We start from the raw sequence: 25,567 nt of genomic DNA on the forward strand, positions 1-25,567 counted from the left end.
CCGGGGAAAGCTGCGGGCACTGTCCTACCAGAGCCGCCCGACAGTTCCCGCATCGACGACGCCTCTCCCGACTCCCCTCCCTCCCGTCGCCGCCCCTCCACACGGGCGGCGGGACGGACCATGATGGCCGTGTGAAACCCGACCAGATCCGGCTCCGGTCCGCCACCGGGCGATGGGTCATCCTCGCGACCGTCCTCGGGTCCGGCATGGCGATGCTCGACAGCACCGTGGTCAACGTCGCGCTTCCCGCGCTCGGCCGCGATCTCAACGCGGGTATGTCAGGTCTCCAGTGGACGGTCAACGCCTACACGCTCACCCTGGCCGCCCTGATCCTGCTCGGCGGCTCGCTCGGCGACCGGTTCGGCAGGCGCAAGGTCTTCCTCATCGGGATCGTCTGGTTCGCGCTGGCCTCGGCCCTGTGCGGCCTGGCTCCCAACGTCCCGGTGCTCGTGGTCGCCCGCGCGCTCCAGGGCGTCGGTGGGGCCCTGCTCACCCCCGGCTCGCTGGCGATCATCCAGGCGAGCTTCCCGCATGACGATCGACCCCGGGCGATCGGCATGTGGTCCGGGCTGGGCGGGGTCGCCGCCGCCGTCGGCCCGCTGCTCGGCGGCTGGCTGGTGGAGGTGGCCAGCTGGCACTGGGTCTTCCTGATCAATCTCCCGATCGCGGCCGTCACCGTCCTGGTCACCGTGCGGCACGTGCCGGAGAGCCGGGACACCGCGTCGTCGGGGCGGTTCGACGTGCTGGGCTCGACGCTCGCGGCACTGGCCCTCGCGGGCGTCACGTACGGTCTGATCGAGCCCGGCTCCGGTTGGATCGCGCTGGTCATCGGGCTGGTGCTCGCCGTCTGCTTCGCCGTTCTGGAGGTCCGGCGCTCGCCGGAGGCTTTGGTCCCGGTACAGATCTTCTCCTCACGTGTCTTCACCTCGATCAACATCGTCACGATGATCATGTACGCGGCGATGGGCGTGGTCTTCTTCCTGCTCGTGGTCCAGTTGCAGGTGTCGTCCGGGTTCTCGCCGATCGCCGCCGGATCGGCGATGCTGCCGGTCACGGTCCTGATGCTGCTGTTGTCGGCCCGCGCCGGGGATCTGGCCAAGCGCGTGGGCCCGCGGATCCCGATGACGGCGGGCATCCTGATGTGCGCGGTGGGTCTGCTGTTGATGAGCCGCATCGGTCCCGGCGCCACGTACCTCGTGGACGTGTTCCCGGCGGCGACGCTGTACGGCCTCGGCCTGTCCGCGGCGGTCGCCCCGCTGACCGCGACGGTCCTGGCGTCGGCCAGGGAGCGGTACGCGGGCCTGGCCAGCGGCATCAACAACGCCGTGGCGCGCACCGGCAGTCTTCTCGCGGTGGCCGCGATCCCGCCCCTGGTCGGCCTGACCGGGAGCGCCTACGACTCGCCGGTGGAGTTCACCTCCGGGTTCCGCACGGCGATGCTCGCCAGCGCCGTCATGCTCGTGGTCTCCGCCGTGGTCGCGTTCTCCACGATCAGGACGAACGTGCTGGCCGCGGCTCCCGGACCCGCCGGGCGTACGCACTGCGGCGTCGCGGCGCCGCCGTACGAACAGCGTGAGGAGGACTGAGCAGGACTGCGGAGCCGACGCACGCCCTCCCCTCCGGCGACATGTACGGCAACGGGGACGACGAGCCGATCGTGGGGGTGCCCGGGCGCGTCAGATGTACGACCGCAGATACTCGTTGGCCGAGCCGCAGCCCAGGTAGTTCCGCACCGTGTGGAAGTCCAGCCAGTCGATGTTGCAGGCCACGTCGCGCTCGATCCCCTCGAAGTAGTCGCGCAGCCCCGGCGGGATCGCCGCGATGTCGTCCTTGTCGGCGATGTTGATCCAGCGGCCCACGCCGGGCGGCCGGGCTCCCCGGCCGTGGGTGGGCACAGGAAGCAGCCGCTCGAACACGACGTTCCGCATCGCCAGCGGGCTGCCCAGCGTGATGAGCAGCTCGGTGGACAGGTCGGAGTGGGCCCAGAACGCCTCGTAGGCGACCACGCTGCCGAGCGAGTGGGCGACCACGACCCGCGGCTGCCTGCGCCGGATGACGTCCGCGACGGTGTCCCTCGCCTGGATCCTCGGCGCGCCCCCGCCGAGGTAGGCCGCCACCTCGGGGCAGAAGTCCTCGGCGAACCGCACCGCCTGGGTGCCCAGCCTGCCGAGCAGCCATTCGGCGAGCCGGTGGGCGATCCCGGTGAGCGTCTCGCCGGCCTTGGTCCGCGCTCGCCCGTCGAGCTGCCTCGCCCAGTCGGAGAACACCAGTTTCGCGTCCGGAGCCATCTGCCGAACCGGTGCCGGTGCGGCCTTGCGCAGGTGGTGGGCGTAGTAGGCGATCTCGGAGAAGTACTCCGCGCCGCCGTACGGGGATCCTCCGGTGAGGCCCTTGTCCAGGTAGCCGTTCCACTTGAGCCGCATGGTCTCGGCCGCCCTGCCCGGCGACCCCCCGGCCTCCTGGTAGTAGCGGTATTTGCCGATCCCGTGGACTCCGACGATCGTCGTCATGAGCGTTCCCCCGCCTCCGTACTCCTGTCTCCGCGTTCCGCCGCCCGAGATCCCCGCGCCCCGTGCATCGCCGGGCGAAACCCGGGACCTCCCGAGGCGTACGCCGCCCGGTTTACTGGGATAAATCAGTTGATCGGGCCTCGGGCGGGATGGCTACGCTGAACCACTCCCGACGCCAACCCGTCACCATCCCGAGGCCGTCCCTACACCGATGCCGGCCGCGAGAAACGGGAACCCAGAAACCCGAGAAAATCGAGAAAGAGGACACCATGCCAGGCCCGTTGCACGTCCGCGGTTCAGTCGTGATCCCGGAAGCGGAGCTCGGCTGGAGGTTCTCGCGCTCGTCCGGTCCCGGCGGCCAGGGCGTCAACACGACCGACAGCCGGGTCGAGCTGAGTTTCAACGTGGAGACCACGACCGCGCTCGGCCCCGCGCTGAAGGCCCGGGCGCTCGAACGGCTCGGCTCCCGCCTCCACGACGGCGTCCTCACCGTGGTGGCGTCCGAGCACCGCTCCCAGCTCCGCAACCGGGAGGCCGCCGAGGTGCGGCTGGCGCACCTGATCGCCGACGCCATCGCCCCGCCGCCCCGGCGGCGCCGCGCCACCAAACCCTCCCGGGCGTCGGTCGAGCGGCGACTGGCGGCGAAGAAGCACCGTTCCGACGTGAAGCGGCTCCGGCGGGGCGGCGAGTGACCACATGGGCCGGCGAGTGACCACGTAGGCTGAGGAGATGGAACTCCCCCCAAGCGTGCGGGCAGTCCTCCTCGAATCCGACGGCGAGGAGGACCGGCTGATCCTGTTCCGGCGCACCGTGCCGGGCCGCGACCTCTACTGGTCCGCTCCCGGCGGCCACGTCGAGCCCGAGGACGCGACCCTGGAGGACACGCTCAGGCGGGAGATGCTGGAGGAGCTCGGCGCGACCGTCGACGCGATCACCCCGCTCACCACGCTGAGCTGCGTCCAGGAGAACGGCGTCAAGACCCAGCACGTCTACGGCTGCCGCCTCGTCACGATGGACGTGGCGCTGCGCTGCGGGCCGGAGTTCACCGACCCCGCGCGCGGCCACTACGAGGTCGTACGGCTGCCGCTGCGGCCGGAGGAGATCAGCGCGATCAACCTGATACCCGAGGAGCTCAGCACGTACCTGGGCGAGTACATCTCCCGGCTGCCCGAGCTGATCGGCTGACGACCGCGGCCCGAAGGCGGTCGCGGGAAGGGCGCCACGTCGAGGTCTCAGACCAGGTCGATCAGGTCGGCGACCGAGTTGACCACCTGGGACGGCCGGAAGGGGAAGCGGTCGATCTGCTCCTTCTGCGTCACACCGGTCAGCACCAGGATGGTGTGCAGGCCCGCCTCCATCCCGCAGACCACGTCGGTGTCCATCCGGTCGCCGATCATGGCGGTGCTCTCGCTGTGCGCGTCGATCCGGTTCAGCGCGCTGCGCATCATCATGGGATTCGGCTTCCCCACGAAGTACGGCTCGACGCCCGTGGCCTTGGTGATCAGAGCCGCGACCGCGCCGCAGGCGGGGAGGGATCCCTCGTTCGACGGCCCGACCGGGTCGGGGTTCGTGGCGATGAACCTGGCGCCGTTCTCGATCAACCGGATCGCCCGCGTTATCGAAGTGAAACTGTAGGTCCGGGTCTCCCCGAGCACCACATAATCGGGGTCGAGGTCGGTCAGCACGTACCCCGCCTGGTGCAGGGCGGTGGTCAGCCCCGCCTCGCCGATGACGTACGCGGAGCCTTCGGGACGCTGGCTCGACAGGAACGCCGCGGTCGCGAGCGCGGACGTCCAGATGGACTCCGGCGGGACGTCCAGCCCGGCGGCGCGGAGCCGTACGGACAGGTCACGGGGGGTGTAGATGGAATTGTTGGTGAGCACGAGAAAGCGTCGTCCCGCCTCGCGCAGTTTCGCGATGAACTCGTCGGCACCCGGTACCGGATGCCCCTCGTGAACCAGCACACCGTCCATGTCCGACAGCCAGCATTCGATCCCTTTACGCTCACTCATGCCCACAGCATGTCAGGGAGCGTGCCGGGGCCGCGAGACACGTACGGCAGGGCTCCCGGGGACCGGAATGTCGCCATGAGCACGACAGACGTGCCGGAAGGGTTGCGGACGATTCCCACATCTGGGATAACGTGTCCCATCCCGAAAAACCATTCGAGGAGAGTCACCCTGGTGCCCGTTTCCAGCGACCGAGGCGTCATCAGCGCTCCGGGCACCGGTTACCGGCGCCACCAGGCCGAATCCCCACGCACGGTCGGGCGCGAACCGGCCGAAGGAACCAAGGAGTGCCTCGTGCTTCCACGATCTATCACGCGGCGCCGTATCGCAGCGATCGGCGCACTCGCCATCGCCGCGGGGCTCACCCTCTCGGCGTGTGGCGGCGACGACACCGCCGGCACCGACACCGCGGCTCCGGCGCCCAGCGCCGAGAGCGCGCTGGCCAAGCTGGTACCCGAGAACATCGCGGCAGACGGAAAGATCCTCATCGGCAGCGACGCCTCCTACCCGCCCAACGAGTCCGTCGACCCGGCCTCTCAGAAGATCGTCGGCTGGGAGGTCGACCTGGGCGAGGCGCTCGCCGCCAAGCTGGGGCTCAAGGCCGACTTCCAGAACGCCGGTTTCGACACGATCATCCCGGGCATCCAGTCCGGCAAGTACGAGCTCGGCATCTCGTCCTTCACCGACAACCCCGAGCGGGAGAAGGTCGTCGACTTCGTGACGTACTACAACGCCGGTGTCTCGTGGGCCACGCTCAAGGGCAACCCCCAGGGCGTCGACCCCGACAACGCGTGCGGCAAGAAGATCGGCGTCCAGCAGGGCACGGTCGAGGTCGACGACATCAAGGCGCGCAGCGAGAAGTGCGTCAAGGACGGCAAGCCCGCGATCGAGCAGGTCGTGCGCAAGGGCCAGACCGAGGTCAACGCCGACCTGGTCTCGGGCAAGATCGACGGCATGCTGGCCGACTCGCCGATCGTGGGTTACGCGATCAAGCAGACCGGCGACAAGCTGGAGACCATCGGCCAGATGTACGACGCGGCCCCGTACGGCTTCGCCGTCGCGAAGACCTCGGGCACGTTCAAGGACGCCGTGCACGGCGCGATCAAGGAGCTGATCGCGGACGGCACCTACACCAAGATCCTGGAGAAGTGGGGCGTCCAGGACGGCGCCATCACCGCCCCCGTGATCAACGGCGCCGGCGGCTGATCCATGTCCGTCGGTCAAACGGAAACACGCACCGGGACGATCAAGGCCGTCCCGGTGCGCCACCCCGGCCGCTGGGTGGCGGCCGTGGCGGTCGCGGTGTTGGCCGCGATGCTGGTCAACAACCTGATCACCAACGAGGCCTACAACTGGGCGGAGCAGCTCAAGTACCTGTTCTCGCCAGCGGTCCTCGGCGGCGTGCGCAACACCATCTGGCTGACCGTCGCGGCGATGATCGGCGGCGTCCTCCTGGGCATCCTGCTCGCGCTGATGCGGCTGTCCGCCAACCCGCTGCTGCGCGGCGCGGCCTGGCTGTACGTCTGGGTCTTCCGTGGCACGCCCCTCTTCACCCAGCTGCTGATCTGGGGCAACATCGGCGCGCTCTTCCCCACGCTCGGCCTGGGCATCCCGTTCGGCCCGGAGTTCGTCACCGCGCAGACCAACGCGCTGTACAGCGCGGCCGCGGCGGCGTCGCTCGGACTGATCTTCAACGAGGCGGCCTACATGGCCGAGATCGTGCGCGGCGGCATCCAGTCGGTGGACCTGGGTCAGCAGGAGGCGGCCAGCGCGCTCGGCCTGACCAAAGCGCAGACCCTGCGCCGGATCATCCTGCCCCAGGCGATGCGGGTGATCGCGCCGCCCACCGGCAACGAGGCGATCTCGATGCTGAAGAACACCGCTTTGGTCGCGGCCGTGCCGTACCTGGAGCTGACGTTCACGGTGCAGAACATCTACTCGCACACCTACCAGATCATCCCCATGCTGGTCATGGCCTGCATCTGGTACCTGTTCCTGTCGTCGATAATGATGATCGGGCAGCACTACCTCGAGCGCTACTACGGCAAGGGGTACGCGCGATGAGCGAGATCATGAACATGCCCGGGGACGCCCTGGCCGATGGCCTGATGGTGAAGGCCGAGCGGGTCTGCAAGAACTTCGGCCACGTGGAGGTCCTCAAGGGCATCGACCTGTCGGTACGGCAGGGCGAGGTGATGTGCATCGTCGGCCCGTCCGGCTCGGGCAAGTCGACGTTCCTGCGCTGCATCAACCACCTGGAGAAGGTCGACGCGGGCCGGCTGTGGGTCGACGGGCACCTCGTCGGCTACCGCCAGCGCGGCGACAAGCTGTACGAGCTCCGCGAGAAGGAGGTCGCCGCGCAGCGCAGGGACATCGGCATGGTGTTCCAGCGGTTCAACCTCTTCCCGCACATGACGGCGCTGCAGAACGTCATGGAGGCGCCGATGCTCGTCAAGGGCGAGAGCCGGGACGCCGCCAAGGCCAGAGCCGAGCAGCTGATGGAGCGGGTGGGCCTGTCCGACCGGATGGGCAACTATCCCTCGCAGCTCTCCGGCGGGCAGCAGCAGCGTGTCGCCATCGCGCGGGCGCTCGCGATGCAGCCCAAGCTCATGCTGTTCGACGAGCCCACCTCCGCCCTGGACCCGGAGCTCGTCGGCGAGGTCCTCGACGTCATGCGCGACCTGGCCCGCGAGGGCATGACCATGGTGGTCGTGACGCACGAGATGGGCTTCGCCAGGGAGGTCGGCGACTCGCTGGTCTTCATGGACGGCGGCGTGGTCGTCGAGCAGGGCGTCCCGCGCGAGGTGCTGGCCAACCCCCAGCACGCCCGTACGCAGGCGTTCCTGTCCAAGGTCCTCTGACCTCGGATCCGCGAACCCGGCGGCTGATCGCGCGGGGCCGTTCCCAGGGCCCCGCGCGATCACCGCATTGGCGCAATATCGCGAGACGGGAAATAACCGGAAATCCACACCGGTTGCTCGAAGGGTGACCACGGACATCATTCGCGGCGTCCCGCGCGGAACGGCCGACACGCCCTTGTCGATCCTCGAACTCGCGACCGTCGGTGAGGGAAGCACGCCCGCCGAATCACTCCGGGCGAGCACCGAGCTGGCCCAGCGCGCCGAGGAGTGGGGCTACCACCGCATCTGGGTCGCCGAACACCACGGCATGCCCGGAGTGGCCAGCTCCTCCCCCGCCGTGATCATCGCCCATCTGGCGGCCGCGACGCGCACGATCAGGATCGGCTCCGGCGGCGTCATGCTCCCCAACCACGCCCCGCTGGTCATCGCCGAGCAGTTCGGCACCCTGCACGCGCTGCATCCCGGACGGATCGACCTCGGGCTCGGCCGCGCGCCCGGCACCGACATGGCCACCGCGAACGCTCTCCGCCGCTCCGCCGAGATCGATCCGGACGAGTTCCCCCAGCAGGTGGCCGAGCTGACCGCCTTCCTCGACGGCGCGTTCCCCGAGGAACACCCGTACGCGCGGATTCAGGCGATCCCCCGCGCCGACGACCGGCCGCCCATCTGGCTGCTCGGGTCCAGCGGCTTCAGCGCCAGGCTGGCCGGGCTGCTCGGGCTGCCGTTCGCCTTCGCGCACCACTTCAGCGCCGCGAACACCGAGCCCGCGCTCGACCTCTACCGGTCCTCGTTCCGGCCCTCCGAGGTCCTCTCGGAGCCGTACGCGCTGATCGGCGTGGCGGCCGTGGCCGCGGAAACGGAGGAGGAGGCGCTCCGGCAGGCCATGCCAGGCGCGCTCTCATGGCTGCGCATGCGCCGAGGGCAGCCGGGCCTGTTCCCCTCGCCGGAGGCCGCCGAGGCGTACGCGTTCACCCCGATGGAGCTGGACTTCGTCCGCGAGCGGCTGTCCAACGTGGTACACGGAGACGCCGAAGGAGTCCGCGCGGGCCTCGACGAGCTCCGCAAGCGCACCGGCGCCGACGAGCTGATGGTCACCACGATGGTGCACGGAGCCGAGGCCCGGCTGCGCTCCTACGAACTCATCGCCAAGGTCCACGGGATAACGTCGTAACCGGTGCTTCCGTCGCCCGGCCTTGGGAGGTTGATATCGGATGACGGCGTTGCCGGCCGCGGACGACGCCGGGAGCGCGCCGATGCGCGATTCTGGCGAAATCGACCTTGAGCTGTTCCGGGTGGAGCTCGGCGGCTACTGCTACCGGATGCTCGGCTCGGCGTTCGAGACGGAGGACGCCGTGCAGGAAACCCTGGTGCGCGCCTGGCGGAATCTCGATCGGTTCGACGCGGCCCGGGGGACGCTGCGGTCATGGCTGTACACCATCGCCACCAACATCTGCCTTGACATGCTGCGCAGCGCGCAGCGCCGTGCACGCGCGATGGACCTCGGCCCGTCCGCGCAGGCCGGGCCCGACCTCGGGGCACCGCTGCCGCAGAGCGCGTGGCTCGAGCCGATCCCGGACAGCCGCACCCTCCCCGCGGGCGGCGATCCGGCGGATCTGACGGCGCGGCGCGAGACGATCCGCCTGGCGTTCGTCGCCGCGCTTCAGCACCTGCCGCCTCGCCAGAGGGCGGTACTGATCCTGCGTGATGTGCTGTCGTGGAAAGCGGACGAAGTCGCGCGGTTGCTGGGCACCACGGTCGCCTCGGTCACCAGCGCGCTACAACGCGCTCGCGCGACTCTCAAAACCATCGACATCGCTCCCGCCGAGCCGTTCCAGCTGATGGACCAGGCGCAACGGCGGCTCCTCGCCCGCTACTGCGAGGCCTTCGAGCGCTACGACGTGGAGACCCTGGTGTCACTGCTGCACGAGGACGCCACCATGTCGATGCCGCCGTTCTCGTGGTGGCTGCACGGTCGCGCCGCGATCCGCCGGGCGCTGCTCGCCGCCGGGCGGCCCTGTGAGGACGCTCGCCTGGTGCCGACCGTGGCCAACGGCTCTCCGGCGTTCGGGCAGTACCGTCCCAGCGGGCCGGACGGCCACTTCGAGCCGTTCGCGCTCATCGTCGTCGAGCTCTCCGGCGGCCTGATCACCGAAACGACGACCTACCTCGACGCCGGGCGCCTGTTCCCGCTTTTCGACCTGCCCGCCGCTCCCGCCGCCCTCCCCTGACTCTTCTCCCGGATCTTTCCGGACGAGCGATGAGTTTCCGCATGCCGCTCCGTACTACCGGCGAGGGCGCGTTCACGATGACACGCGCCAGGACTGGAGATGAAGGGACGACGGCACGATGGCCGACTATGTAGACATCAACGGCGTGAACATGTGGTTCGACGACCGCGGCGAGGGCGATCCGGTGGTGCTGTTGCACGGCGGCCTCACCGACAGCAGGGATTTCTCCGGGAACCTCGACACGCTGTCCGGGCGCTTCCGCCTCCTGCTCCCCGAACGCCGGGGCCACGGCCACACCGCCGATGTGGCGGGGCCGATCACCATCGAGGTGATGGCCCAGGACACCATCGCGTTCCTGGACAAGATCGTCGCATCCGCGGTGCACCTGATCGGCTACAGCGCCGGAGCGGCCGTGGCGCTGCGGGTCGCCGTGAGGCGCCGCGATCTGGTCGACAGGCTCGTGCTGGTCAGCGGCGGCTTCCATCCGGACGGCATGATCCTGCGGCCGACAGCAGACGATCGTCCGCCCGCTCCTCTGGTCGCGGCCTACGGCGAGGTGTCACCCGACGGTGTCGGCCACTTCCCGGTCGTGCTCGCCAAGATCGCTCATTCGGTGAACGAGGAACCGGGCATGGCGCCGGCCGATCTGCGGGCCGTCACGTGCCCGGCGCTGGTCATGACCGCCGACGACGACATCGTGACTCTCGAACACACGCTGGAACTGTATCGGGGCCTGCCGAACGCCGAGCTGGCGGTCGTCCCCGGGACGTCGCATCTCCTCCTGCACGAGAAGCCGGAGCTGTGCACCGGTTTGGTCACCGGCTTCCTGACCTCCGGCCCCACGCCCACCTGGATGCCGATCCGCCGCGCGGGCTCACCTACCGCTTTCGAGTCCGACCGGGGGAGCCTTCCCCCGGACCTCGCCAAGCCCGCCCGGCGAGCCCTCATCGCCGCCGGGTTCACTCGCCTGGAACAGCTCACCCAGGTCAGCGCGGCGGACATCGGCCGACTCCACGGCGTAGGCCCCAATGCGATAGATCGACTTCGCCGGGCCCTCACCGCGAGCGGCCTTTCCTTCGCCCCGGAGAGGTGAACCAGGCCGACTGGCTGCATGATCGCCGGGGCCGAATCTCGGGACGGGTCAGGACTGAGCCGGGGCGAGGGCTTCGAGTGCCTCCTCGGCACGCCGCATCGACTCTGCGGGATCCGCGTCGGGATCGCCGATCGCCGGATCGAAGTTGAGGTCGTGGAAGACCTCCGTCATGCCCTTCTCCCCGAGGGCCGCCACGTCGGCGCGGATCTTCTCGTAGGACCCGGTGAGCGGCCCCTCATCGGTCGCGAGCACCCGGGTGACGCCCCGGCAGACGAACCGCAGCCTGTCGGGATCACGCCCGGCCTCGCGCGCCGCTTCCTTGACGATGGCGATCTGCTCATCGATCGTGGCCAGGTCGGTGCGGCTGGCGCTGATCCATCCGTCGGCGATCCTGCCCGCCCTGCGCAGCGCCACGGCGGCCGTGCCGCCCAACAGGATCGGCGGCGTGGGCACGGGCTTGGGATCCTGGTGGACCGGCGGCAGCTCGTAGAACTCACCCTTGTGCTCCACCACGTCCTCGGTCCAGAGGCGGCGGAGGATCTCGACGTACTCCTCCCCTCGCCTGCCGCGGCGCTCCATCGGCACACCGGACGCCCGGAACTCCTCCGGGAGCCAGCCGAGTCCGAGTCCGACATCGAGCCGGCCTTCCGACACATCCTGCAGAGTGGCGAGCTGCTTCGCCATCAGGGCCGGAGAGACGAACGGCAGGTTCAGCACCGCGACGCCGAGCCGGATCCGGTCGGTGAGCCCAGCGAGATAGGACAGGCTGACGATCGGGTCCTGGACGCTCCGGTACACCGGCCCCATGGGATGCCCGACCGGATAGAGCAACCGCTGGAACGCCCACACCTCGTGGTAGCCCAGTTCCTCCGCGCGACGAGCGATCCGCTTCATGTTCTCCGGTGTCGCCCAGGAGCCGGAGACCGGTACGGCAAAGCCAATCTTCATAAGGGCACCATAGGCTGAGCGCATGATCGAACTGTCGCGCCGCGGCCGGGACAGCCCCGGCCATGCCAGGGAGTGGGAGGTGTCCGGTTCAGGAAGCGGGAGGCGTCAGGCCGGGAAGTCGTCCGGAGAGACGTCACTGGTCGACGCGTTGCCTCCGACGACCTTGTTGAGGGTCAGCGTCCAGTCGTCCCAGCGGATCTGGGTGGCCGTGTAGACGGTCTTGTACGGCAGCGGGTCGTCGAACTTCTGGAAGGTGCAGTTCCGGGTGAAACTCCTCGCCGCGCGGTCGTAGTCGACGCCGCTCGTGAAGAAGACGCGGTACTTGCCGTCCTTGATGTTGGACACCTTGGCCGTCGACTTCTTGCGCACGTACACGCTGACGGCCTTCCTCTTGCCCAGGACCAGGGTGACGACGCTGTCGCCGGCCGTGCCGTTCTTCACGGTCAGGCCGCCTCGGCCTCCCCGGATGCTCGACACAAGGATCGTGCCGTTGCCCAGACGGCGGTTGCGCTCCTTCGGCGGCGTGAACTCGACCAGGCCGCCGCGGTAGTCCCCTCCCCCGGCGAGATCGGCCCCGGCCTCCTTCAGGTCCCCGAACTCGCGGGACTTGCCGAGCCGGGACAGCACGCTCGACGCCGTGCAGAGCGACCGGCCGTCCACGGCCTGGCCCACCTCGTCGAGCCTGCCGTCCATGGCGCGCAGCGCCGCCAGGTAGTCGGCGTGCTCGGTGCCGATCTCGGCGGGCGGTCGCAGCGGCCCCAGCCGGTCCGCCGCCGTGGCCACCGCCTTCTGCGCACGCTGTACGCGCTGACCGAGCGACTTGAGCGTGCGGGCCTTGGAGATGTCCCGCAAGGCGTCGGCCACCGGCCGGCCCGCGGCGTCCAGTTCGACCTGGTACGCCTCCGGGGTGAGCCCGGGAGCGGCGTTCGGAGACGAGGCGGATCCCCCGGCGGATCCGTCCGAACCGGAACCGGAGGAGCTCGGGTTCTCGCCTGAGCTGCAGGCCGTCAGGGTCAGCGTCAAGCTCGCGGCGAGCGCGAGCGCGAGCGCGGAGGGTCGCGGGGAGATCACCCGAACAACTTTCTCGGCACGCGTCAGGATGTGTCAACCGTGAACATTTCAGGCTTCCGGCGGCCGGCCGGCCCCAGGTCGGTGTTCGCCGAACAGCAGGGGCCGGCGGCGGATCCGGCTCAGGGGCCATCGATTTCGACCAGGCCTCTCTCGCGGTCGGCCCTGAGCCAGCGCTGTACGCCGATCGACCGCAGGAACGGCAGGTCGTGGCTCGCCACGAGCAGTGCGCCCCGGTAGGCCGCCAGCGCCTGTGACAGCTGCCGCACGCTGGCGAGGTCGAGGTTGTTGGTGGGTTCGTCCAGCAACAGCAGTTGCGGTGCGGGCTCGGCCGACAGCAGCGCGGCCAGCACGGCGCGGAAGCGCTCGCCGCCGGAGAGGGTGCCCGCCGCCTGCTCAACCCGGTTCCCCCGGAAGAGGAACCTGGCGAGCTGTGCCCTGATCGCGTTGACCGATGTGGACGGCGCGAACACGCGGACGTTCTCCAGGACGCTGAGCGAGTCGTCCAGCACGTCGAGCCGCTGCGGCAGGTAACGCACCGGCACGTCCACCCGGACCTGCCCGGACGCGTCGAGCTCGCCGGCGATCCTCCTGAGCAGGGTGGTCTTCCCCGAGCCGTTGGCCCCGAGAAGGGCGATCCGCTCCGGCCCGCGTACGACGAACTCCTCCAGCACCTTGCCCGGCCGCACCACCTCGACCTCGACCGGCTCCGTCCCGGCTCCAACAGACTCCGCTTCACCCGGTGCGGTCCCGACCGGCCCGGCTTGAGACCCCTCGATCGGCACTCGCGCCGCCGGGCCGTGGAGGGCCCGGCCGCCGACCGTCAGCACCGTACGGCCCGCGGGGACCTCGGTCCTGGGCAGCTCCACCCGGATTTCGGCGTCGTCGCGGACCGCCTCCTCCGCCTCGGCCAGCCGGTCACGCGCCTCCGACAGCTTCTCCTGGTGCATGGAGCGGTGTTTGCCCGCCGACACTTGGGCCTGGCGCTTGCGCTCCTGCATGACGATCTTCGGCTCGCGCTTCTGCTCGTACATCTTGTTGCCGTACCGCAACCTCCGGTCGAGCTTGATCCTGGCCTCGGCCAGCTCCCGCTTCTGGCGGCGCAGGTCGCCCTCCGCGGCGCGCACCATCCGCTGCGCCGCCTCGTGCTCGATCTCCAGCACCTCCTCGTACTCGCTGAACGTGCCGCCGAAGGTCCGCCGGACCGGGAGGTCGACGATCTGGTCCACCAGGTCGAGCAGCGTACGGTCGTGGCTGACGACCACCAGGCTCCTCGTCCACGACGTGACCGCGTCGTACAGGCGTTCGCGCGCGCCGAGGTCGAGGTTGTTGGTGGGCTCGTCGAGCAGGAGCACGTCGGGTTGCCGCATGAACAGCGCGGCCAGGCCGACCAGGATGGTCTCCCCACCGGACAGCGTCGCCACCGTTCGGTCGAGGTCCACCCCGCCGAGGCCGAGGCGGGCCAGTTCGGCCGCGGCGCGCTCCTCCACGTCCCAGACGACCGTGTCGAAGTCGACACCGTCGATCTCGCCGCGTTCCACGGCGTGCAGCGCGGCGCGCGCGGGCGTGATGCCCAGCAGGTCGCTGACCGTACGGCTCGCGCCGAGCGGAAGGTTCTGCGGCAGGTAGCCGATCTCCCCCTTGACGCTGACCGCTCCCCGCGCGGGAGCGAGCTCTCCGGCGACGATCCTGAGCAGGGTGGACTTGCCGGAGCCGTTGACCCCGATCAGGCCGGTGCTGCCGGAGCCGAACGCCAGGTCCAGGCCGTCCAGGACGGGCGTGCCGTCAGGCCAGGAGAAGGACAGATCACTACAGACGATCGAAAATGACATGAGGCGGCTCCCCTACTGTGGTGGCGAAGAAAGCGGCGTTACGGCCGCGCGACAGGCGAGGACACCGCGGGCACACGCCCGGTAGGGGAAACGCCCTGGCAGGAAGAAACCGGCGCAAAGCCGTAGAAACCCGGCGAGGGACTGGTCCGCTGAGGTCGATGCGCCGGCCGGCCGCGATGGGCGGCGGTCACGGGCGCGGTGTCGGCGACCTCAGAACTTCAACGGACTCTCCTGGCGGGAGGCGGCAGGGCGGGACCACTGTACGCATCGCGCCCGCCGGCACGCCACCCATTAATCTCCTGATCCACGCGAACGCGACGCGACGCTCCACGGCCGCCCGAAGGTGGCGGAGAACGTGGCGAATGTCACTGGAGCGACAACCGGGTATCCCTCTGGATCAGCACGCCCAGGGAAAGGTAAGGTAACCCTGGCCTAAATAAGGCAAGCCTTACTCGATTCGGCAGGAGCGGCACAGTGTTCGCGAGTTACCTCATCGGCCTCCGTGAAGGCCTGGAGGCGACCCTCGTGGTCTCCATTCTCGTCGCCTTCCTCGTGAAGAGCGACCGCCGTGACCGCCTCCCGCTCGTGTGGGCGGGCGTCGGCGGGGCGATCGCCCTTTCGGTCGGGTTCGGCGCACTCCTCACCTTCACCGCCGCGAACCTCAACCAAACGCAGCATGAGCTGTTCGACGCCGTCACGTCGATCGCCGCGACCGTGTTCGTCACCTTCATGATCTTCTGGATGCGCACGGCCGCGCGCCGGATGTCCGGCGATCTCCGCGAGAAGCTCGGCGAGGCGCTCACGCTCGGCTCCACCGCCGTCGTCGTCATGGCCTTCCTCGCGGTGGCGAGGGAGGGGCTGGAGACCGCCCTCCTGTGGTTCGCCGCCGCCCAGGGCGCCTCGGCGACCGCGAGCCCGGTGATCGGCATCTCCCTCGGGCTGCTCACCTCCGTCGCGCTGGGCTGGGGCCTCTACAAGAGCGCACTGCGGATCAACCTCACCACGTTCTTCACCTGGACCGGCCTGCTGCTGATCCTGGTCGCCGCCGGCATCTTCAAGTACGGCGTGCACGACCTGCAGGAGGCGGGCATCCTGCCGGGCCTGAGCAACCAGGCCTTCGACATCAGCGGCGTGCTCGACCCGAGCGCCTGGTACTCCGCGCTGCTGAGGGGCATGTTCAACATCACGGCGCAGCCGACCGTGCTGGAGACCGCCGCCTGGGTGGCCTACGCCGTTCCGGTGCTGATCATCTTCCTCCGCCCGTCGGGCCGTCCGAAGGCGTCGCGGGGCCCCGCCGTACCGGCCGGGGACACGCCCACCGTGCCCGCCTCCTGAGCGCGGGTCACCACCGCACCCTCCGACGCCCTCATCGAGCTTTTCCCAGAACTGGAGTCCTCCGCATGCGCACCCCCGCCGTGGTCGCCGTGGCCGCACTCGGCCTGCTCGCCGCCGCCTGCTCCTCGGGCACGACCGACACCGCCGCGCCGGGCGGCGGCGCCAAGCCCGGAAAGATCTCCGTGGCGGCCGGCGACACCGAGTGCAAGGTCGCCGCGACGGAGCTTCCCGCCGGCACCTCCACCTTCTCGATCACGAACACCGGCAGCAAGGTGACGGAGTTCTACGTCTACGCGAGCGGCGACCGGGTGATGGGCGAGGTGGAGAACATCGTGCCCGGGCTGACCCGCGACGTCATCGTCGAACTGCCCGCCGGGACGTACGAGACGGCGTGCAAGCCGGGCATGGTCGGCAAGGGCATCAGGAATCCGCTGAAGGTGACCGGCGAGCACAAGCCGCTGAGCGACGACGCCAAGCTCGCCGAGGCGACCGCCAGCTACAAGAGCTACATCAAGACCCAGAGCGGGACGCTGCTCGTCAAGACCCAGGAGTTCGTGGACGCCGTCAAGGCCGGCGACATCGACAAGGCCAAGCGGCTCTACCCGGTCTCGCGGACCTACTGGGAGCGCATCGAGCCGGTGGCCGAGATCTTCGGCGACCTCGACCCGGCGATCGACGCCCGCGAGAACGATGTGGAGAAGGGCCAGGAATGGACCGGATTCCACCGCCTCGAGAAGGACCTCTGGGTGAAGAAGGACGTCAGCAAGGACGGACCGATCGCCGACAAGCTGATGACCGACATCACGACCATCGTCGAGAAGGCGAACGAGGCGACGCTCTCCCCGCTCCAGCTCGGCAACGGCGCCAAGGGCCTGCTCGACGAGGTCGCCACCAAGAAGATCACCGGCGAGGAGGACCGCTACTCGCACACCGACCTGTGGGACTTCGACGCCAACCTCGAGGGTTCCAAGGCCGCCGTGCAGGCGCTCCGCCCGGTCCTTGAGGAGCGCGACGCCGACCTGGTGAAGACCCTCGACGAGAAGTTCGCCGCCGCCGAGGCCGCGCTCGAGGCACACCGCAAGGGCGACGGCTGGAAGCTGCACACCGACCTGTCCAAGGACGACCTGAAGAAGCTGTCCGACGTGATCAACGCTCTGTCGGAGCCGATCAGCCGGATCGCCTCCACCGTGAGCAAGTGACCGGATCGTCCGGATATGCGGAATACGAGGACCAGCGGCGGCAGCCGTACGGGACGGAGCAGCACATGAACATCAGCCGCAGGAAGCTCTTCGGGCTCGGCGCGGCCGGCGTGGCCGCGGTCGGTGCGGGCGCGGTGGGTGTGGGCGCGGTCGCGAGCCGCGTCCTCGACACGGACCCGTCCGGAGCCGCGCACGCCGCGTCGACGTCCGACGCGGTCGCGTTCTACGGCGCCCACCAGGCCGGGATCGTGACCCCCGCCCAGGACCGGCTGCACTTCGTCACGTTCGACGTGACGACGGAGAAGCGGGCCGAGCTGGTCGAGCTGCTCCAGGACTGGACGTCCGCCGCCGCGCGGATGACCCAGGGCAAGGACGCGGGCACGTTCGGCGCGGTCGGCGGAGACCCCGAGGCTCCGCCGGACGACACGGGCGAGGCCCTCGGACTGCCCGCCTCCGGCCTGACCCTGTCGATCGGCTTCGGCGCGTCGCTGTTCGACGACAGGTTCGGACTGGCGGACAGGAAGCCGGCCGCGCTGGCCGAGCTGCCCAAGTTCCGCGGTGACGACCTCCTTCCGGAGATCTCCGGCGGCGACATCTGTGTCCAGGCGTGCGCGCACGACCCCCAGGTGGCGGTGCACGCCATCCGCAACCTGGCCAGGATCGGATTCGGCAAGGTGTCGGTGCGCTACTCCCAGCTCGGGTTCGGCCGTACGTCCTCGACGTCCCGGGCGCAGGCGACGCCGCGCAACCTGATGGGCTTCAAGGACGGCACCGCCAACCTGAAGCTGGAGGACACCGAGATGCTCCGCGACCACCTGTGGGCGACCGCGGGCGACGGCCCGGCCTGGATGGACGGCGGCACTTACCTCGTCATCCGCAAGATCCGGATGCACATCGAGACCTGGGACCGCGCGCCGCTCTCCGAGCAGGAGGCGATCTTCGGCCGGGACAAGGGCGCCGGAGCCCCGCTGACCGGCGCGGCCGAGTTCGACGACCCCGACTTCGCCAAGACCGGTTCGGACGGGGAGCCGGTGATCGCCGCCAGCGCGCACGTACGGCTCGCGCACCCCTCGGCCCATGGCGGCGCCCGGCTGCTGCGGCGGGGCTACAACTACGTGGACGGCTCCGACGGCCTGGGACGCCTCGACGCGGGGCTGTTCTTCATGGCGTACCAGCGGGACCCGCACAAGCAGTTCGTCCCGATCCAGCGCGAGCTGGCCGCCAAGGACGCGCTCAACGAGTACATCAAGCATGTCTCCAGCGGCCTGTTCGCCTGCCCGCCCGGCGTGACCGACGCCGGCGACTACTGGGGCCGCGCGCTCTTCACCTGACGCGGCTGACGCGGCCGTGCGCGTTGCCGAGGGGAGTGACACCGAGCGCCGGCCCTCGCAGCGGGCAGGCATCACCGAGGGTCCGTTGAACGGAATAATGGCCCCATGCCCAGGGCAACCTCGGAAGTCAGCGAGCCGATGTACTTCGTGCTCACCGCGTTACACTGCGGTCCGCTCCACGGCCGCGCGATCAGCACGTCGATCGGGCGACTGTCCGCGGGCCGGGTCCTCATCCTGAGACCGTTCGGCGTATGACGACGCTAGAGCGGTGCTACCGGAGGCTGCTCCTGGCCTACCCGAGGTCGTACCGCGCCGCGCATGGCGATGAACTGCTCGACGTGCTGCTGGAGTCGGCCCGTCCCGGGCAGTCGGTCCCGGTGTTCAGGGAGGCGCTGGGCCTGATCTTCGGCGGCGCCCGGGCGCGTATCGCCCATCTGGCGACCGGCAGCACCTGGGCGGACGGAGTGCACCTCGGCATCACGGCCGTGTCCGTGGCCAACCTGGCCGCGCTGCTGCCGTACGCGGGCGCGGTGCCGTGGTGGACGCTGCTGTCGGCGCTCGCGTTGCTGGCGATCCTGCGTGGCCAGCTTGGGGCGGCGTTCGCGCTCACCGCCCTCACCGGCGCCAAGTCGGTGGCCATCGCGGGCGGCTGGCAGGTGTTCGACCTCACCCTGGTGCCGGTCTCTCCGACGTTCCTGACCAGAGACTTCCTGTTCGAGCGGAGCAGCCCGTTCGCGGTGGCCTGCGCGTTCGCGGTCGCACTGCTCGGCCTGCTGGTGCTCATCCGGCGGGGCGGGCCGGTGCGGGTCAGGTCCTGGTGGTGGTGGGCTGCCGTGCCGCCGATCGCGTGGGCGGGGCCGGCGTGGATGCCGGACGGCACGCCGTACCCGATCAGCCTGAGCAGGCTGTCCGTCGAGGTGGGCGTTTTCGCGCTGGCCGTGGTGGGCGCGTATCTGGCCCGGGACCTGCGCTGGGCGCTCGCCTCGGGGATCTACCTGCTGGCCGCGTCGGGGGAGCTGAACCTCCGCGTGGAGTACTTGACCAGACAACACCTGGCCTACTGGAGCATGCTGGTGCTGTTGACTCTGGGGGCGGCCATCGCGCCGTATCGGCCGCGTCGACATCTCCTGGATTGACCATACTTCTTTCAACGGAGTATGGTCCTTTCCCATGCCAAGAAGATCAATTGTGGCCTCGGCCGCGCTGTGCCTTTGTGCACTGACCGTTCTCGGCGGCTGCGGGGGCGCGGCCGAGAGCGCCCAGCCGACGCCGAACGCGGCGGCCAAGGACAAGAAGCACCAGCTCGAAGCGGTCAAGGCGGACTGCATGAAGCAGAAGGGCTTCAAGTACGTCGCCTACGTGCGGCCGGAGAAGCAGGACAGCGATGAGCAGATCAAGCGCGCCTCCGGCGACTACGAAGCGATGCGGAAATATCGTGCCAAGTTCGGGTTCGGGGTGTTCGCGGAGTTCGTCTACCCCAAGGAGATGCAGGGCTCGGCAGAGCCGGATGCCAACCCCAACCGGGAGATCCAGTCCAGGCTCTCCGCGGCCCAGGGCGGTGCCTACCGGAAGGCATTCGACGCGTGCGTCATCGCGGCGGTCAAGCAGGTCATCGGCAAGGACCTGAAGTCGGCCGATGACTACTACGAGCAGATGAACATGGCGATGCGGCGCGCCACGGCCGCCGAACTCGACGGCGACCCCCAGCTGGTCGAGCTCGCCACGGCCATGGCCGGCTGCCTGAAGGGCAAGGGCTACCCGGTAGGCAAGACCACGCCGGGGGCCATGTCCGATCGCGGCTTCCGGGTGTTCTGGGCACAGTCGGACAAACTGGGCAGGCAGCAGCGGCCCGACGTGCCGGACGTGGCGCCCCCGGCCAAGGACGGCCAGATCCAGATGACCTACCAGCCGGATCTGACCGTCGCGGAGGCCAGGCCGTACCTGAACAAGGAGATCAAGGCCGCCTTGGACGACCTGGAGTGCGGCAAGGACTTCTACCCGGCGTACTCACCTAGGTCGAAGGCCATCACCGGGCGGCTCTTCGAGGAATTCGGCATGTGACGGCCTCAGCGGCGGACGCCAGGTCGAACCTGACCAGGAGAGATGCCTCGCCCGCTCCCTTCGGTCACTCCCAACTCGACCTTCACGCACGCCCCATCCACTATCCTCCCGATATGCCCGAGTCCTCTGGGGGACGACTCGCCTCTCGTTACCTCCTGCGCCGTCAACTTGGCAGTGGTGGGATGGGCACGGTCTGGCTGGCCTGGGACGAGATGCTCCAACGCGAGGTCGCGATCAAGGAGCTCCGCCTGCCGGACGGTCTCGACGAGGCGGAGCGCGCCCACACCGTCGAACGCGCCGTACGCGAGGCGCGGGCCGCCGCGCGGGTCCGGCACCCCGGCATCGTCAGCCTGCACGATGTACTGGTCGAAGACCGGCGGCCATGGATCATCATGGAGCTGCTCCGCGGCCGCACGCTCGCCGACGAGGTCAAGGAACGGGGGCCGCTGTCCCCGGAGCGGGCCGCCCGCGTGGGCGCGGAGGTGCTCGGCTCCCTCCGGGAGGCGCACGCGCACGGCATCCAGCATCGAGACGTCAAACCGGCGAACGTCTTCCTCAACGAGGACGGGCGTACGATACTGACCGATTTCGGCATCGCCCGGCTGGAGGGTCAGGTCACGCTGACTGCGGCCGACACCACGATCGGGTCACCCGGCTTCATCTCTCCCGAGCGGCTCGACGGCGCCACCGGCGGACCTGCCTCCGACCTGTGGTCCCTCGGCGCGACCCTGTATCTCGCGACCGAGGGCGCCCCCGCGTACGACGGCGGCCCCATCGAGCGGATCCATGCCACGCTGGCCAGCAGGACTCCCCCGCCGCCGCGCCGCGCCGGCACCCTGGGGCCGCTGCTGATGTGGATGATGGACCGCGACCCCGCGGCACGGCCGGACACCGCGACCGCGCTCCGGCTGCTCGTCGACGTCTCCGAGGGCCGCTCTCCCACGCTGTCGCCTGTCCCGGCCTCTCCGACGCCGATCCCGCCGGGGCCGGTCGCCCCCGGCTACCCCGTCTGGCAGGGCGCGGGAGGGCCGGGCCATCCGGTGGGCGTCGCCGACCACTCCAACCCGCACAACGTCGCCCACCAGCCCGGCCCGCACGACCCGTGGGCCGCCGCTCCGGGCATGCCGAACGCGCCGGGAACCGCCGGTCCCACGGCCACGAGACGGCGCGTGCTCCTGGGGGGCGCGGTCGTGGCCCTGGCCGCGGCGGTGTCCGCGACCGTGGCGTTCGTCGTGCTTCCGGACGACAGCGCTCAGAAGGCACCGTCGTTCACACGTCCCGTCGACTTCTGCGCGCTGCTCACCTCTGAGCAGGTCCACGAGGTCGTCCGTACGGCGCCGGCGCCGAAGGGCTCGGTCTCCGGGGCGGGTTGCGAGTGGGCGGTCAGGGGCGAGGGGATCAGCCTCATCCCGAAGAAGGACTCCGACACGCCCGACCCCTGGGCCATGACCGAGGAGTCCTCCCGCCTGCTGTACGAGAGCCTCGCCAAGAAGTACGCCAAGGGGCTCAAGGGCGACTGGAGGTGGAAGGAGATCGGGCAGACACGCCCGATCGCGTTCGTGCAGACCGCTCCCCGGCCCGTCACGGGCGTGGGGGACGAGGCGCTCGCCTACGAGTTCACGACGCCGCAGGGCCACACGTTCGCCGGCGTGGTGCTCTTCCGGCTGGGCGACCTCGTGGTCGAGGCCGCCTACTCGACGCTCTCGACCACCCCCACCGACGACGACATCCGCAGCGCGGCGCTCTCCGTCGCCCGCATGGGCGACGCCGTGCTGCGCACGAAGGGATGAGCGGCGTGCTGCTGGCCGGTCGATACCGCCTGCTCGAAACCCTCGGTGAGGGCGGTGCGGGCACCGTCTGGCGTGCCAGGGACGAGATGCTGCACCGCGACGTCGCGGTCAAGGACATCCGCGTGCCACCCGAGCTCACTGGAGAGGCCAGGCACGCCTTCGGGGGGCGGGCGATCCAGGAGGCCCGCTCCGCCGCCAGGCTCAGCCATCCGGCCATCGTGGTCATCCACGACGTCGTACTCGACCGGGACCGGCCGTGGATCGTGATGGATCTGATCCGCGGCCGCTCGCTGGACCATGTGATCAAGAACGGCGGACCGCTGCCCGCGCGCCGGGTCGCCGAGATCGGGCTCCGCCTCCTCGGCGCCCTTTCGGCCGCGCACGCCCAGGGGCTCCTGCATCACGACGTCAAGCCCGCCAACGTCCTGCTCGACGAGCACGGCCAGGCCCTGCTCGCCGACTTCGGCATCGCCGTACCGGCCGCCGCCGGCGACACGTCCGGATCCGCCCCCGACGCCGAATGGGAGACGGGCACGTGGCTCACCACGGCGGGTTCTCCCGGGTACGCGGCGCCAGAGCGGCTTTCCGGCCGCGCCGCGACACCCGCGTCCGACCTGTGGTCGCTGGGGGCCACGCTCTATACGGCGGTCGAGGGGCGCGCTCCATTCGCGCGCGAACTGGCCGCCGCCGTGGCCGCCGCGATCCTGCTGCGTGATCCACCGGCGCCTGAGCGGGCCGGGCCCGTGCTCGGCCCGCTCCTGCTCGCCATGCTGGCCAAGGATCCGGCCGCCCGTCCCTCCCCGGACGCGGTGCGGGAGGCCTTGCGCGCGGTCGCCGCGCACGACCCCGCCCCCGCACCGGCCACACATCCCACGGCCGGTGCGCCCGCCGCATGGTCCGACCCGTCGTCGCCTGTGTCGGGGATCCTGCCCACCGCGCCCTCGCGGCACGGTAGGGCGCGACCTGCCAAGCGGAAGTCGCTGCTGATCGTGTCCACCGTGCTCGTCGCCCTGGCCGCCACCGGCACGGCGGGCTGGCTCGCCCTGCGGCCGGACGCCTCTCAAGCAGGGAGCACGAGCGGCGCCGCTCGTTTCGCCACGGTTCCCGACTCGTGCGCCCAGCTCACGGACGCCCAGGCGAACGAGCTTCTCGGCGGCCCCACCGAAACCTCGGCGGCGGACGGCGAGTGCGAGTGGCGGTTCCGTGAGGACGGGATCGTCTGGCGCAGCGTCACCCTGCTGCTCCGGACCGAGCACAGCGGGGAGGCCGCCCGGCTCTCCCTCGCCTCCCGCCGTTCCGTTCAGGCGTCCGTCAAGGGGACCGCGTTCCACGAGACGACGTCCGGGGTCCGGGACGTACCCGGCGCCGGCGCCGAGGGCTTCGCGCAGGACGTGTCGAACGCCTTCCAGAAATCCACCGCCAGCACGGTCTGGTTCCGCGTTGACAACCTGATCGCCGAGGTCCGGTACCACCAGATGGAAGGCCCCGCCGTCACCCCCGCCGCCCGGCGTACGGCGGAGCGCGCCGCGAAACTCGCCGCGGAAGCGATCGGCCGCGTCTGAGCCCCCGAGGAGAGCACATGGACAGCCAGGAACACGGCCCGCGCGATCCGAACGGGGCCGAGAACGGCCGCCCCATGACGCCCTGGCCCGGCCACCCGGGCCCCATGGCACCCGACACGGCCGGCGGCCCCTCGTCCCCGCCTTCGTGGCCGTACGCAGCGAATGGGCAGAGCGGACCGGGCGGACCGGGCGGACCAGCGGGACCCGGCATGCCGGGCGTGCCGACGGGGCCGACGGGGCTGAGCACGATGGTCGCGCCGATCCCCCGGCGCCGCCGTAGCAAGGTGGTTCCGGCGGTGGCCGCCGCGACCGCGCTGGTCGCCGCCGGTGCCGTGACCGCCTTCTTCGTGTTCCGCGATAGAAGCGGCGACGCCGCGCGCCCGGCGGGCACCGCATCTTCGCCGCGCGCCACGCTCGCCGCGCCGGACGCGTGCGCCATGCCGCGCCGCGCCACTGTGGAGCGGCTGGTCCCCCAGGCGCAGAGCAACAGAGACACCCGGGACCGCCGGGAGGACACCGGCTACATCAGCTGGATCTGCACCCTGCGCAACGACAACTTCTCCTTCGGCGAGTACGTCAGGTCGCGGAGCATCGAGATCAAGGTGACCCGGTACGACGCGGACGGCGAGCGGACCGCCCTCCGGGTCGCCAGGGACTTCTACGACGCCGAGCTGACCTCGGGGAAGTACGCCGAGAGCCACTCGACGAAGGAGAACTACAGCTCCAAGGTCCGTACGCTGCCCGGCGTCGGCGAGGAGGCCTTCGCCCGGTACACCTGGGCGCGGGACGCCAAGAGCAACAGGTACTCCTACGGCCAAGGGTTCGGCCGCGTCGGCGACATCGTGATCGAGCTGAAGTACGAGGCCCGTCAGCAGCGCAAGGACGCCCCCATCTTCTCCACGGAGAGCGTCCAGGGCGTGACGGAGGAGAACGCGCTCCGCGAGGTCTCCGTACTGCTCGGGGAGGTGGCCGCGTCCGTGTCCGCCTGGCGGGACCGCGGCGGCGCCTCCTCCACCGGCTCGGGCACGGACGCGGGGGGCGGCTCGACCGCCACCGGCCCGATTCCCACTCCGGCCGCGTCGCCTTCGGCCGTCCCCTCGGCGTCGCCTTCGGAGATCGCGCTGCCCGACACGTGTTCCCAGGTGTCTCCGGTCGCGCTGCGCTTCGCGCCGGGGGCCACGCCGAAGGCCACCCAGACACAGGACGGCGCCTCGACCAGGGTCGAGTGCAAGTGGCTGAACCGCGACCTGACCGCGGGCGCGAAGTCGCGGCTGCGCGGCGTTTTCGTCACCGTCCAGCGCTTCACGAACCGGGTCGGCGCCGAGGATCCCCAAGGAGCGAAGAACCGGTTCATCGACCAGCGCGCGGAGGGCAGGAAGTGGGCCGGAAGCGGGATCACCGACAGCCTGTTCTGGTACAAGTCAGCCGATGTCGCTGGCCTGGGTGACGCCGCCTACCAGCAATATCGGACGAACCGGACGCCTACCGTGCACGCCGGCATCGGCCAGGTGGCCGTGCTGTACGGCCCCGCGGTGATCACCGTCGATTACTACGGGGCCGACCGGCCGAAGGGCGCCCCGCTGAACTCGGCCAGGTCCACGCTCATGCGCGGAAAGGAGGGCCTGGCCGGAGCCATGGCCGTGGCGAGGGCGATGACGGACGCCCTCGCCACGGAGTGATCCCGCCGCCTTACGGATGCTCTGCTCCGGGCCGGCGTTCTTCCCAGTCCTCCCGGCCCAG

The 25,567-nt window shown here is 70.2% G+C and carries 22 protein-coding genes; 17 read left to right on the forward strand and 5 right to left on the reverse strand.

The genetic code is table 11. The features are described from left to right. Nucleotides 1-131 precede the first annotated feature (131 nt). Entirely contained in the window at nt 132-1,586 is a 1,455-nt protein-coding gene (locus QSK17_RS26130; protein WP_285707945.1) for an MFS transporter, read from the forward strand. 90 nt (nt 1,587-1,676) lie between these two features. Here the strand turns inward: QSK17_RS26130 and QSK17_RS26135 are convergent, their stop codons facing one another. Next, nucleotides 1,677-2,510 (reverse strand): hypothetical protein, encoded by an 834-nt coding sequence (locus QSK17_RS26135; protein WP_285707946.1) that lies wholly within the window; start codon nt 2,508-2,510, stop codon nt 1,677-1,679. Between the two features lie 269 nt (nt 2,511-2,779). Here QSK17_RS26135 and arfB point away from each other — a divergent pair, with 269 nt between their 5' ends. Both arfB and QSK17_RS26145 read left to right on the forward strand, forming a co-directional pair. Further along, the gene (arfB, locus tag QSK17_RS26140) at nt 2,780-3,202 is read left to right on the forward strand and encodes an alternative ribosome rescue aminoacyl-tRNA hydrolase ArfB (RefSeq protein WP_285707947.1); all 423 of its coding nucleotides are present in this window, start codon (nt 2,780-2,782) and stop codon (nt 3,200-3,202) included. A 37-nt stretch (nt 3,203-3,239) separates the two neighbouring features. After that, nucleotides 3,240-3,695: an NUDIX hydrolase gene (locus QSK17_RS26145; RefSeq protein WP_285707948.1), complete on the forward strand. Its 456-nt coding sequence runs from the start codon at nt 3,240-3,242 to the stop codon at nt 3,693-3,695. A gap of 47 nt (nt 3,696-3,742) precedes the next feature. Here QSK17_RS26145 and QSK17_RS26150 read toward each other — a convergent pair whose 3' ends face one another. Then, a complete protein-coding gene (locus QSK17_RS26150) occupies nt 3,743-4,522 on the reverse strand; it encodes an HAD-IIA family hydrolase (RefSeq protein ID WP_285707949.1) in 780 nt (259 codons plus the stop codon). Nucleotides 4,523-4,813: 291 nt separating this feature from the next. On the opposite strand from QSK17_RS26150, the gene QSK17_RS26155 reads away from it, so the two are divergent. From QSK17_RS26155 to QSK17_RS26180, 6 genes are all read left to right on the forward strand, one after another. Further along, the gene (locus QSK17_RS26155; protein WP_285707950.1) at nt 4,814-5,725 is read left to right on the forward strand and encodes an ABC transporter substrate-binding protein; all 912 of its coding nucleotides are present in this window, start codon (nt 4,814-4,816) and stop codon (nt 5,723-5,725) included. 3 nt (nt 5,726-5,728) lie between these two features. Continuing rightward, nucleotides 5,729-6,583, forward strand: a complete 855-nt coding sequence (locus QSK17_RS26160; RefSeq protein ID WP_285707951.1) for an amino acid ABC transporter permease — start codon at nt 5,729-5,731, stop codon at nt 6,581-6,583. Then, nucleotides 6,580-7,380 (forward strand): amino acid ABC transporter ATP-binding protein, encoded by an 801-nt coding sequence (locus QSK17_RS26165; protein ID WP_285707953.1) that lies wholly within the window; start codon nt 6,580-6,582, stop codon nt 7,378-7,380. The genes QSK17_RS26160 and QSK17_RS26165 overlap by 4 nt, the downstream gene beginning before the upstream one ends. Before the next feature lie 124 nt (nt 7,381-7,504). Continuing rightward, nucleotides 7,505-8,551, forward strand: coding sequence for an LLM class flavin-dependent oxidoreductase (locus tag QSK17_RS26170; RefSeq protein ID WP_285707955.1), 1,047 nt, complete (start codon nt 7,505-7,507; stop codon nt 8,549-8,551). Nucleotides 8,552-8,591: 40 nt separating this feature from the next. After that, a complete protein-coding gene (locus QSK17_RS26175; RefSeq protein WP_285707956.1) occupies nt 8,592-9,608 on the forward strand; it encodes a sigma-70 family RNA polymerase sigma factor in 1,017 nt (338 codons plus the stop codon). A 118-nt stretch (nt 9,609-9,726) separates the two neighbouring features. Beyond that, nucleotides 9,727-10,701 (forward strand): alpha/beta fold hydrolase, encoded by a 975-nt coding sequence (locus QSK17_RS26180; RefSeq protein WP_285707958.1) that lies wholly within the window; start codon nt 9,727-9,729, stop codon nt 10,699-10,701. A 48-nt stretch (nt 10,702-10,749) separates the two neighbouring features. Here the strand turns inward: QSK17_RS26180 and QSK17_RS26185 are convergent, their stop codons facing one another. The 3 genes from QSK17_RS26185 to QSK17_RS26195 form a co-directional block, all read right to left on the reverse strand. Next, complete coding sequence (locus tag QSK17_RS26185; RefSeq protein WP_285707959.1) at nt 10,750-11,649, reverse strand: TIGR03619 family F420-dependent LLM class oxidoreductase; 900 nt, start codon at nt 11,647-11,649, stop codon at nt 10,750-10,752. Between the two features lie 105 nt (nt 11,650-11,754). After that, nucleotides 11,755-12,720 carry a hypothetical protein gene (locus QSK17_RS26190; RefSeq protein WP_285707960.1) on the reverse strand — a complete coding sequence of 322 codons (966 nt, stop codon included), beginning with the start codon at nt 12,718-12,720 and terminating at the stop codon, nt 11,755-11,757. A 119-nt stretch (nt 12,721-12,839) separates the two neighbouring features. After that, complete coding sequence (locus tag QSK17_RS26195) at nt 12,840-14,549, reverse strand: ABC-F family ATP-binding cassette domain-containing protein (RefSeq protein ID WP_285707961.1); 1,710 nt, start codon at nt 14,547-14,549, stop codon at nt 12,840-12,842. Between the two features lie 474 nt (nt 14,550-15,023). Between QSK17_RS26195 and efeU the strand changes: the two genes are divergently transcribed. The 8 genes from efeU to QSK17_RS26235 all read left to right on the forward strand — a co-directional run bounded on the left by efeU (nt 15,024) and on the right by QSK17_RS26235 (nt 25,506). Further along, on the forward strand, nt 15,024-15,884 hold the full coding sequence (efeU, locus tag QSK17_RS26200; protein WP_285707963.1) for an iron uptake transporter permease EfeU: 861 nt from the start codon (nt 15,024-15,026) through the stop codon (nt 15,882-15,884). Between the two features lie 65 nt (nt 15,885-15,949). Beyond that, nucleotides 15,950-17,083, forward strand: coding sequence for an iron uptake system protein EfeO (gene efeO, locus QSK17_RS26205; protein ID WP_285707965.1), 1,134 nt, complete (start codon nt 15,950-15,952; stop codon nt 17,081-17,083). Continuing rightward, nucleotides 17,080-18,414 carry an iron uptake transporter deferrochelatase/peroxidase subunit gene (gene efeB, locus QSK17_RS26210; protein ID WP_285707966.1) on the forward strand — a complete coding sequence of 445 codons (1,335 nt, stop codon included), beginning with the start codon at nt 17,080-17,082 and terminating at the stop codon, nt 18,412-18,414. The genes efeO and efeB overlap by 4 nt, the downstream gene beginning before the upstream one ends. A 251-nt stretch (nt 18,415-18,665) precedes the next feature. Next, on the forward strand, nt 18,666-19,550 hold the full coding sequence (locus QSK17_RS26215; RefSeq protein ID WP_285707967.1) for a hypothetical protein: 885 nt from the start codon (nt 18,666-18,668) through the stop codon (nt 19,548-19,550). A gap of 34 nt (nt 19,551-19,584) precedes the next feature. Further along, on the forward strand, nt 19,585-20,475 hold the full coding sequence (locus QSK17_RS26220) for a hypothetical protein (protein ID WP_285707968.1): 891 nt from the start codon (nt 19,585-19,587) through the stop codon (nt 20,473-20,475). 113 nt (nt 20,476-20,588) lie between these two features. After that, complete coding sequence (locus tag QSK17_RS26225; RefSeq protein WP_285707969.1) at nt 20,589-22,265, forward strand: serine/threonine-protein kinase; 1,677 nt, start codon at nt 20,589-20,591, stop codon at nt 22,263-22,265. Beyond that, a complete protein-coding gene (locus tag QSK17_RS26230) occupies nt 22,262-23,827 on the forward strand; it encodes a serine/threonine-protein kinase (protein ID WP_285707970.1) in 1,566 nt (521 codons plus the stop codon). The genes QSK17_RS26225 and QSK17_RS26230 overlap by 4 nt, the downstream gene beginning before the upstream one ends. 209 nt (nt 23,828-24,036) lie before the next feature. Next, nucleotides 24,037-25,506, forward strand: coding sequence for a hypothetical protein (locus QSK17_RS26235; RefSeq protein WP_285707971.1), 1,470 nt, complete (start codon nt 24,037-24,039; stop codon nt 25,504-25,506). Nucleotides 25,507-25,567: the final 61 nt, after the last annotated feature.

This window comes from Microtetraspora sp. NBRC 16547, assembly GCF_030268965.1.
In the GTDB taxonomy this organism is placed as follows: domain Bacteria; phylum Actinomycetota; class Actinomycetes; order Streptosporangiales; family Streptosporangiaceae; genus Microtetraspora.

What these genes read in the sequence shown, in the direction of transcription:
- QSK17_RS26195 (WP_285707961.1), bottom strand. Translation starts at nt 14,549, where the DNA reads ATGTCATTTTCGATCGTCTGTAGTGATCTGTCCTTCTCCTGGCCTGAC.
- QSK17_RS26220 (WP_285707968.1), top strand. Translation starts at nt 19,585, where the DNA reads ATGCCAAGAAGATCAATTGTGGCCTCGGCCGCGCTGTGCCTTTGTGCA.
- QSK17_RS26230 (WP_285707970.1), top strand. Translation starts at nt 22,262, where the DNA reads ATGAGCGGCGTGCTGCTGGCCGGTCGATACCGCCTGCTCGAAACCCTC.
- QSK17_RS26235 (WP_285707971.1), top strand. Translation starts at nt 24,037, where the DNA reads ATGCCGGGCGTGCCGACGGGGCCGACGGGGCTGAGCACGATGGTCGCG.
- QSK17_RS26215 (WP_285707967.1), top strand. Translation starts at nt 18,666, where the DNA reads ATGACGACGCTAGAGCGGTGCTACCGGAGGCTGCTCCTGGCCTACCCG.
- QSK17_RS26160 (WP_285707951.1), top strand. Translation starts at nt 5,729, where the DNA reads ATGTCCGTCGGTCAAACGGAAACACGCACCGGGACGATCAAGGCCGTC.
- QSK17_RS26185 (WP_285707959.1), bottom strand. Translation starts at nt 11,649, where the DNA reads ATGAAGATTGGCTTTGCCGTACCGGTCTCCGGCTCCTGGGCGACACCG.
- arfB (WP_285707947.1), top strand. Translation starts at nt 2,780, where the DNA reads ATGCCAGGCCCGTTGCACGTCCGCGGTTCAGTCGTGATCCCGGAAGCG.
- QSK17_RS26180 (WP_285707958.1), top strand. Translation starts at nt 9,727, where the DNA reads ATGGCCGACTATGTAGACATCAACGGCGTGAACATGTGGTTCGACGAC.
- QSK17_RS26225 (WP_285707969.1), top strand. Translation starts at nt 20,589, where the DNA reads ATGCCCGAGTCCTCTGGGGGACGACTCGCCTCTCGTTACCTCCTGCGC.
- QSK17_RS26135 (WP_285707946.1), bottom strand. Translation starts at nt 2,510, where the DNA reads ATGACGACGATCGTCGGAGTCCACGGGATCGGCAAATACCGCTACTAC.
- QSK17_RS26165 (WP_285707953.1), top strand. Translation starts at nt 6,580, where the DNA reads ATGAGCGAGATCATGAACATGCCCGGGGACGCCCTGGCCGATGGCCTG.
- QSK17_RS26150 (WP_285707949.1), bottom strand. Translation starts at nt 4,522, where the DNA reads ATGAGTGAGCGTAAAGGGATCGAATGCTGGCTGTCGGACATGGACGGT.
- QSK17_RS26145 (WP_285707948.1), top strand. Translation starts at nt 3,240, where the DNA reads ATGGAACTCCCCCCAAGCGTGCGGGCAGTCCTCCTCGAATCCGACGGC.
- QSK17_RS26175 (WP_285707956.1), top strand. Translation starts at nt 8,592, where the DNA reads ATGACGGCGTTGCCGGCCGCGGACGACGCCGGGAGCGCGCCGATGCGC.
- efeO (WP_285707965.1), top strand. Translation starts at nt 15,950, where the DNA reads ATGCGCACCCCCGCCGTGGTCGCCGTGGCCGCACTCGGCCTGCTCGCC.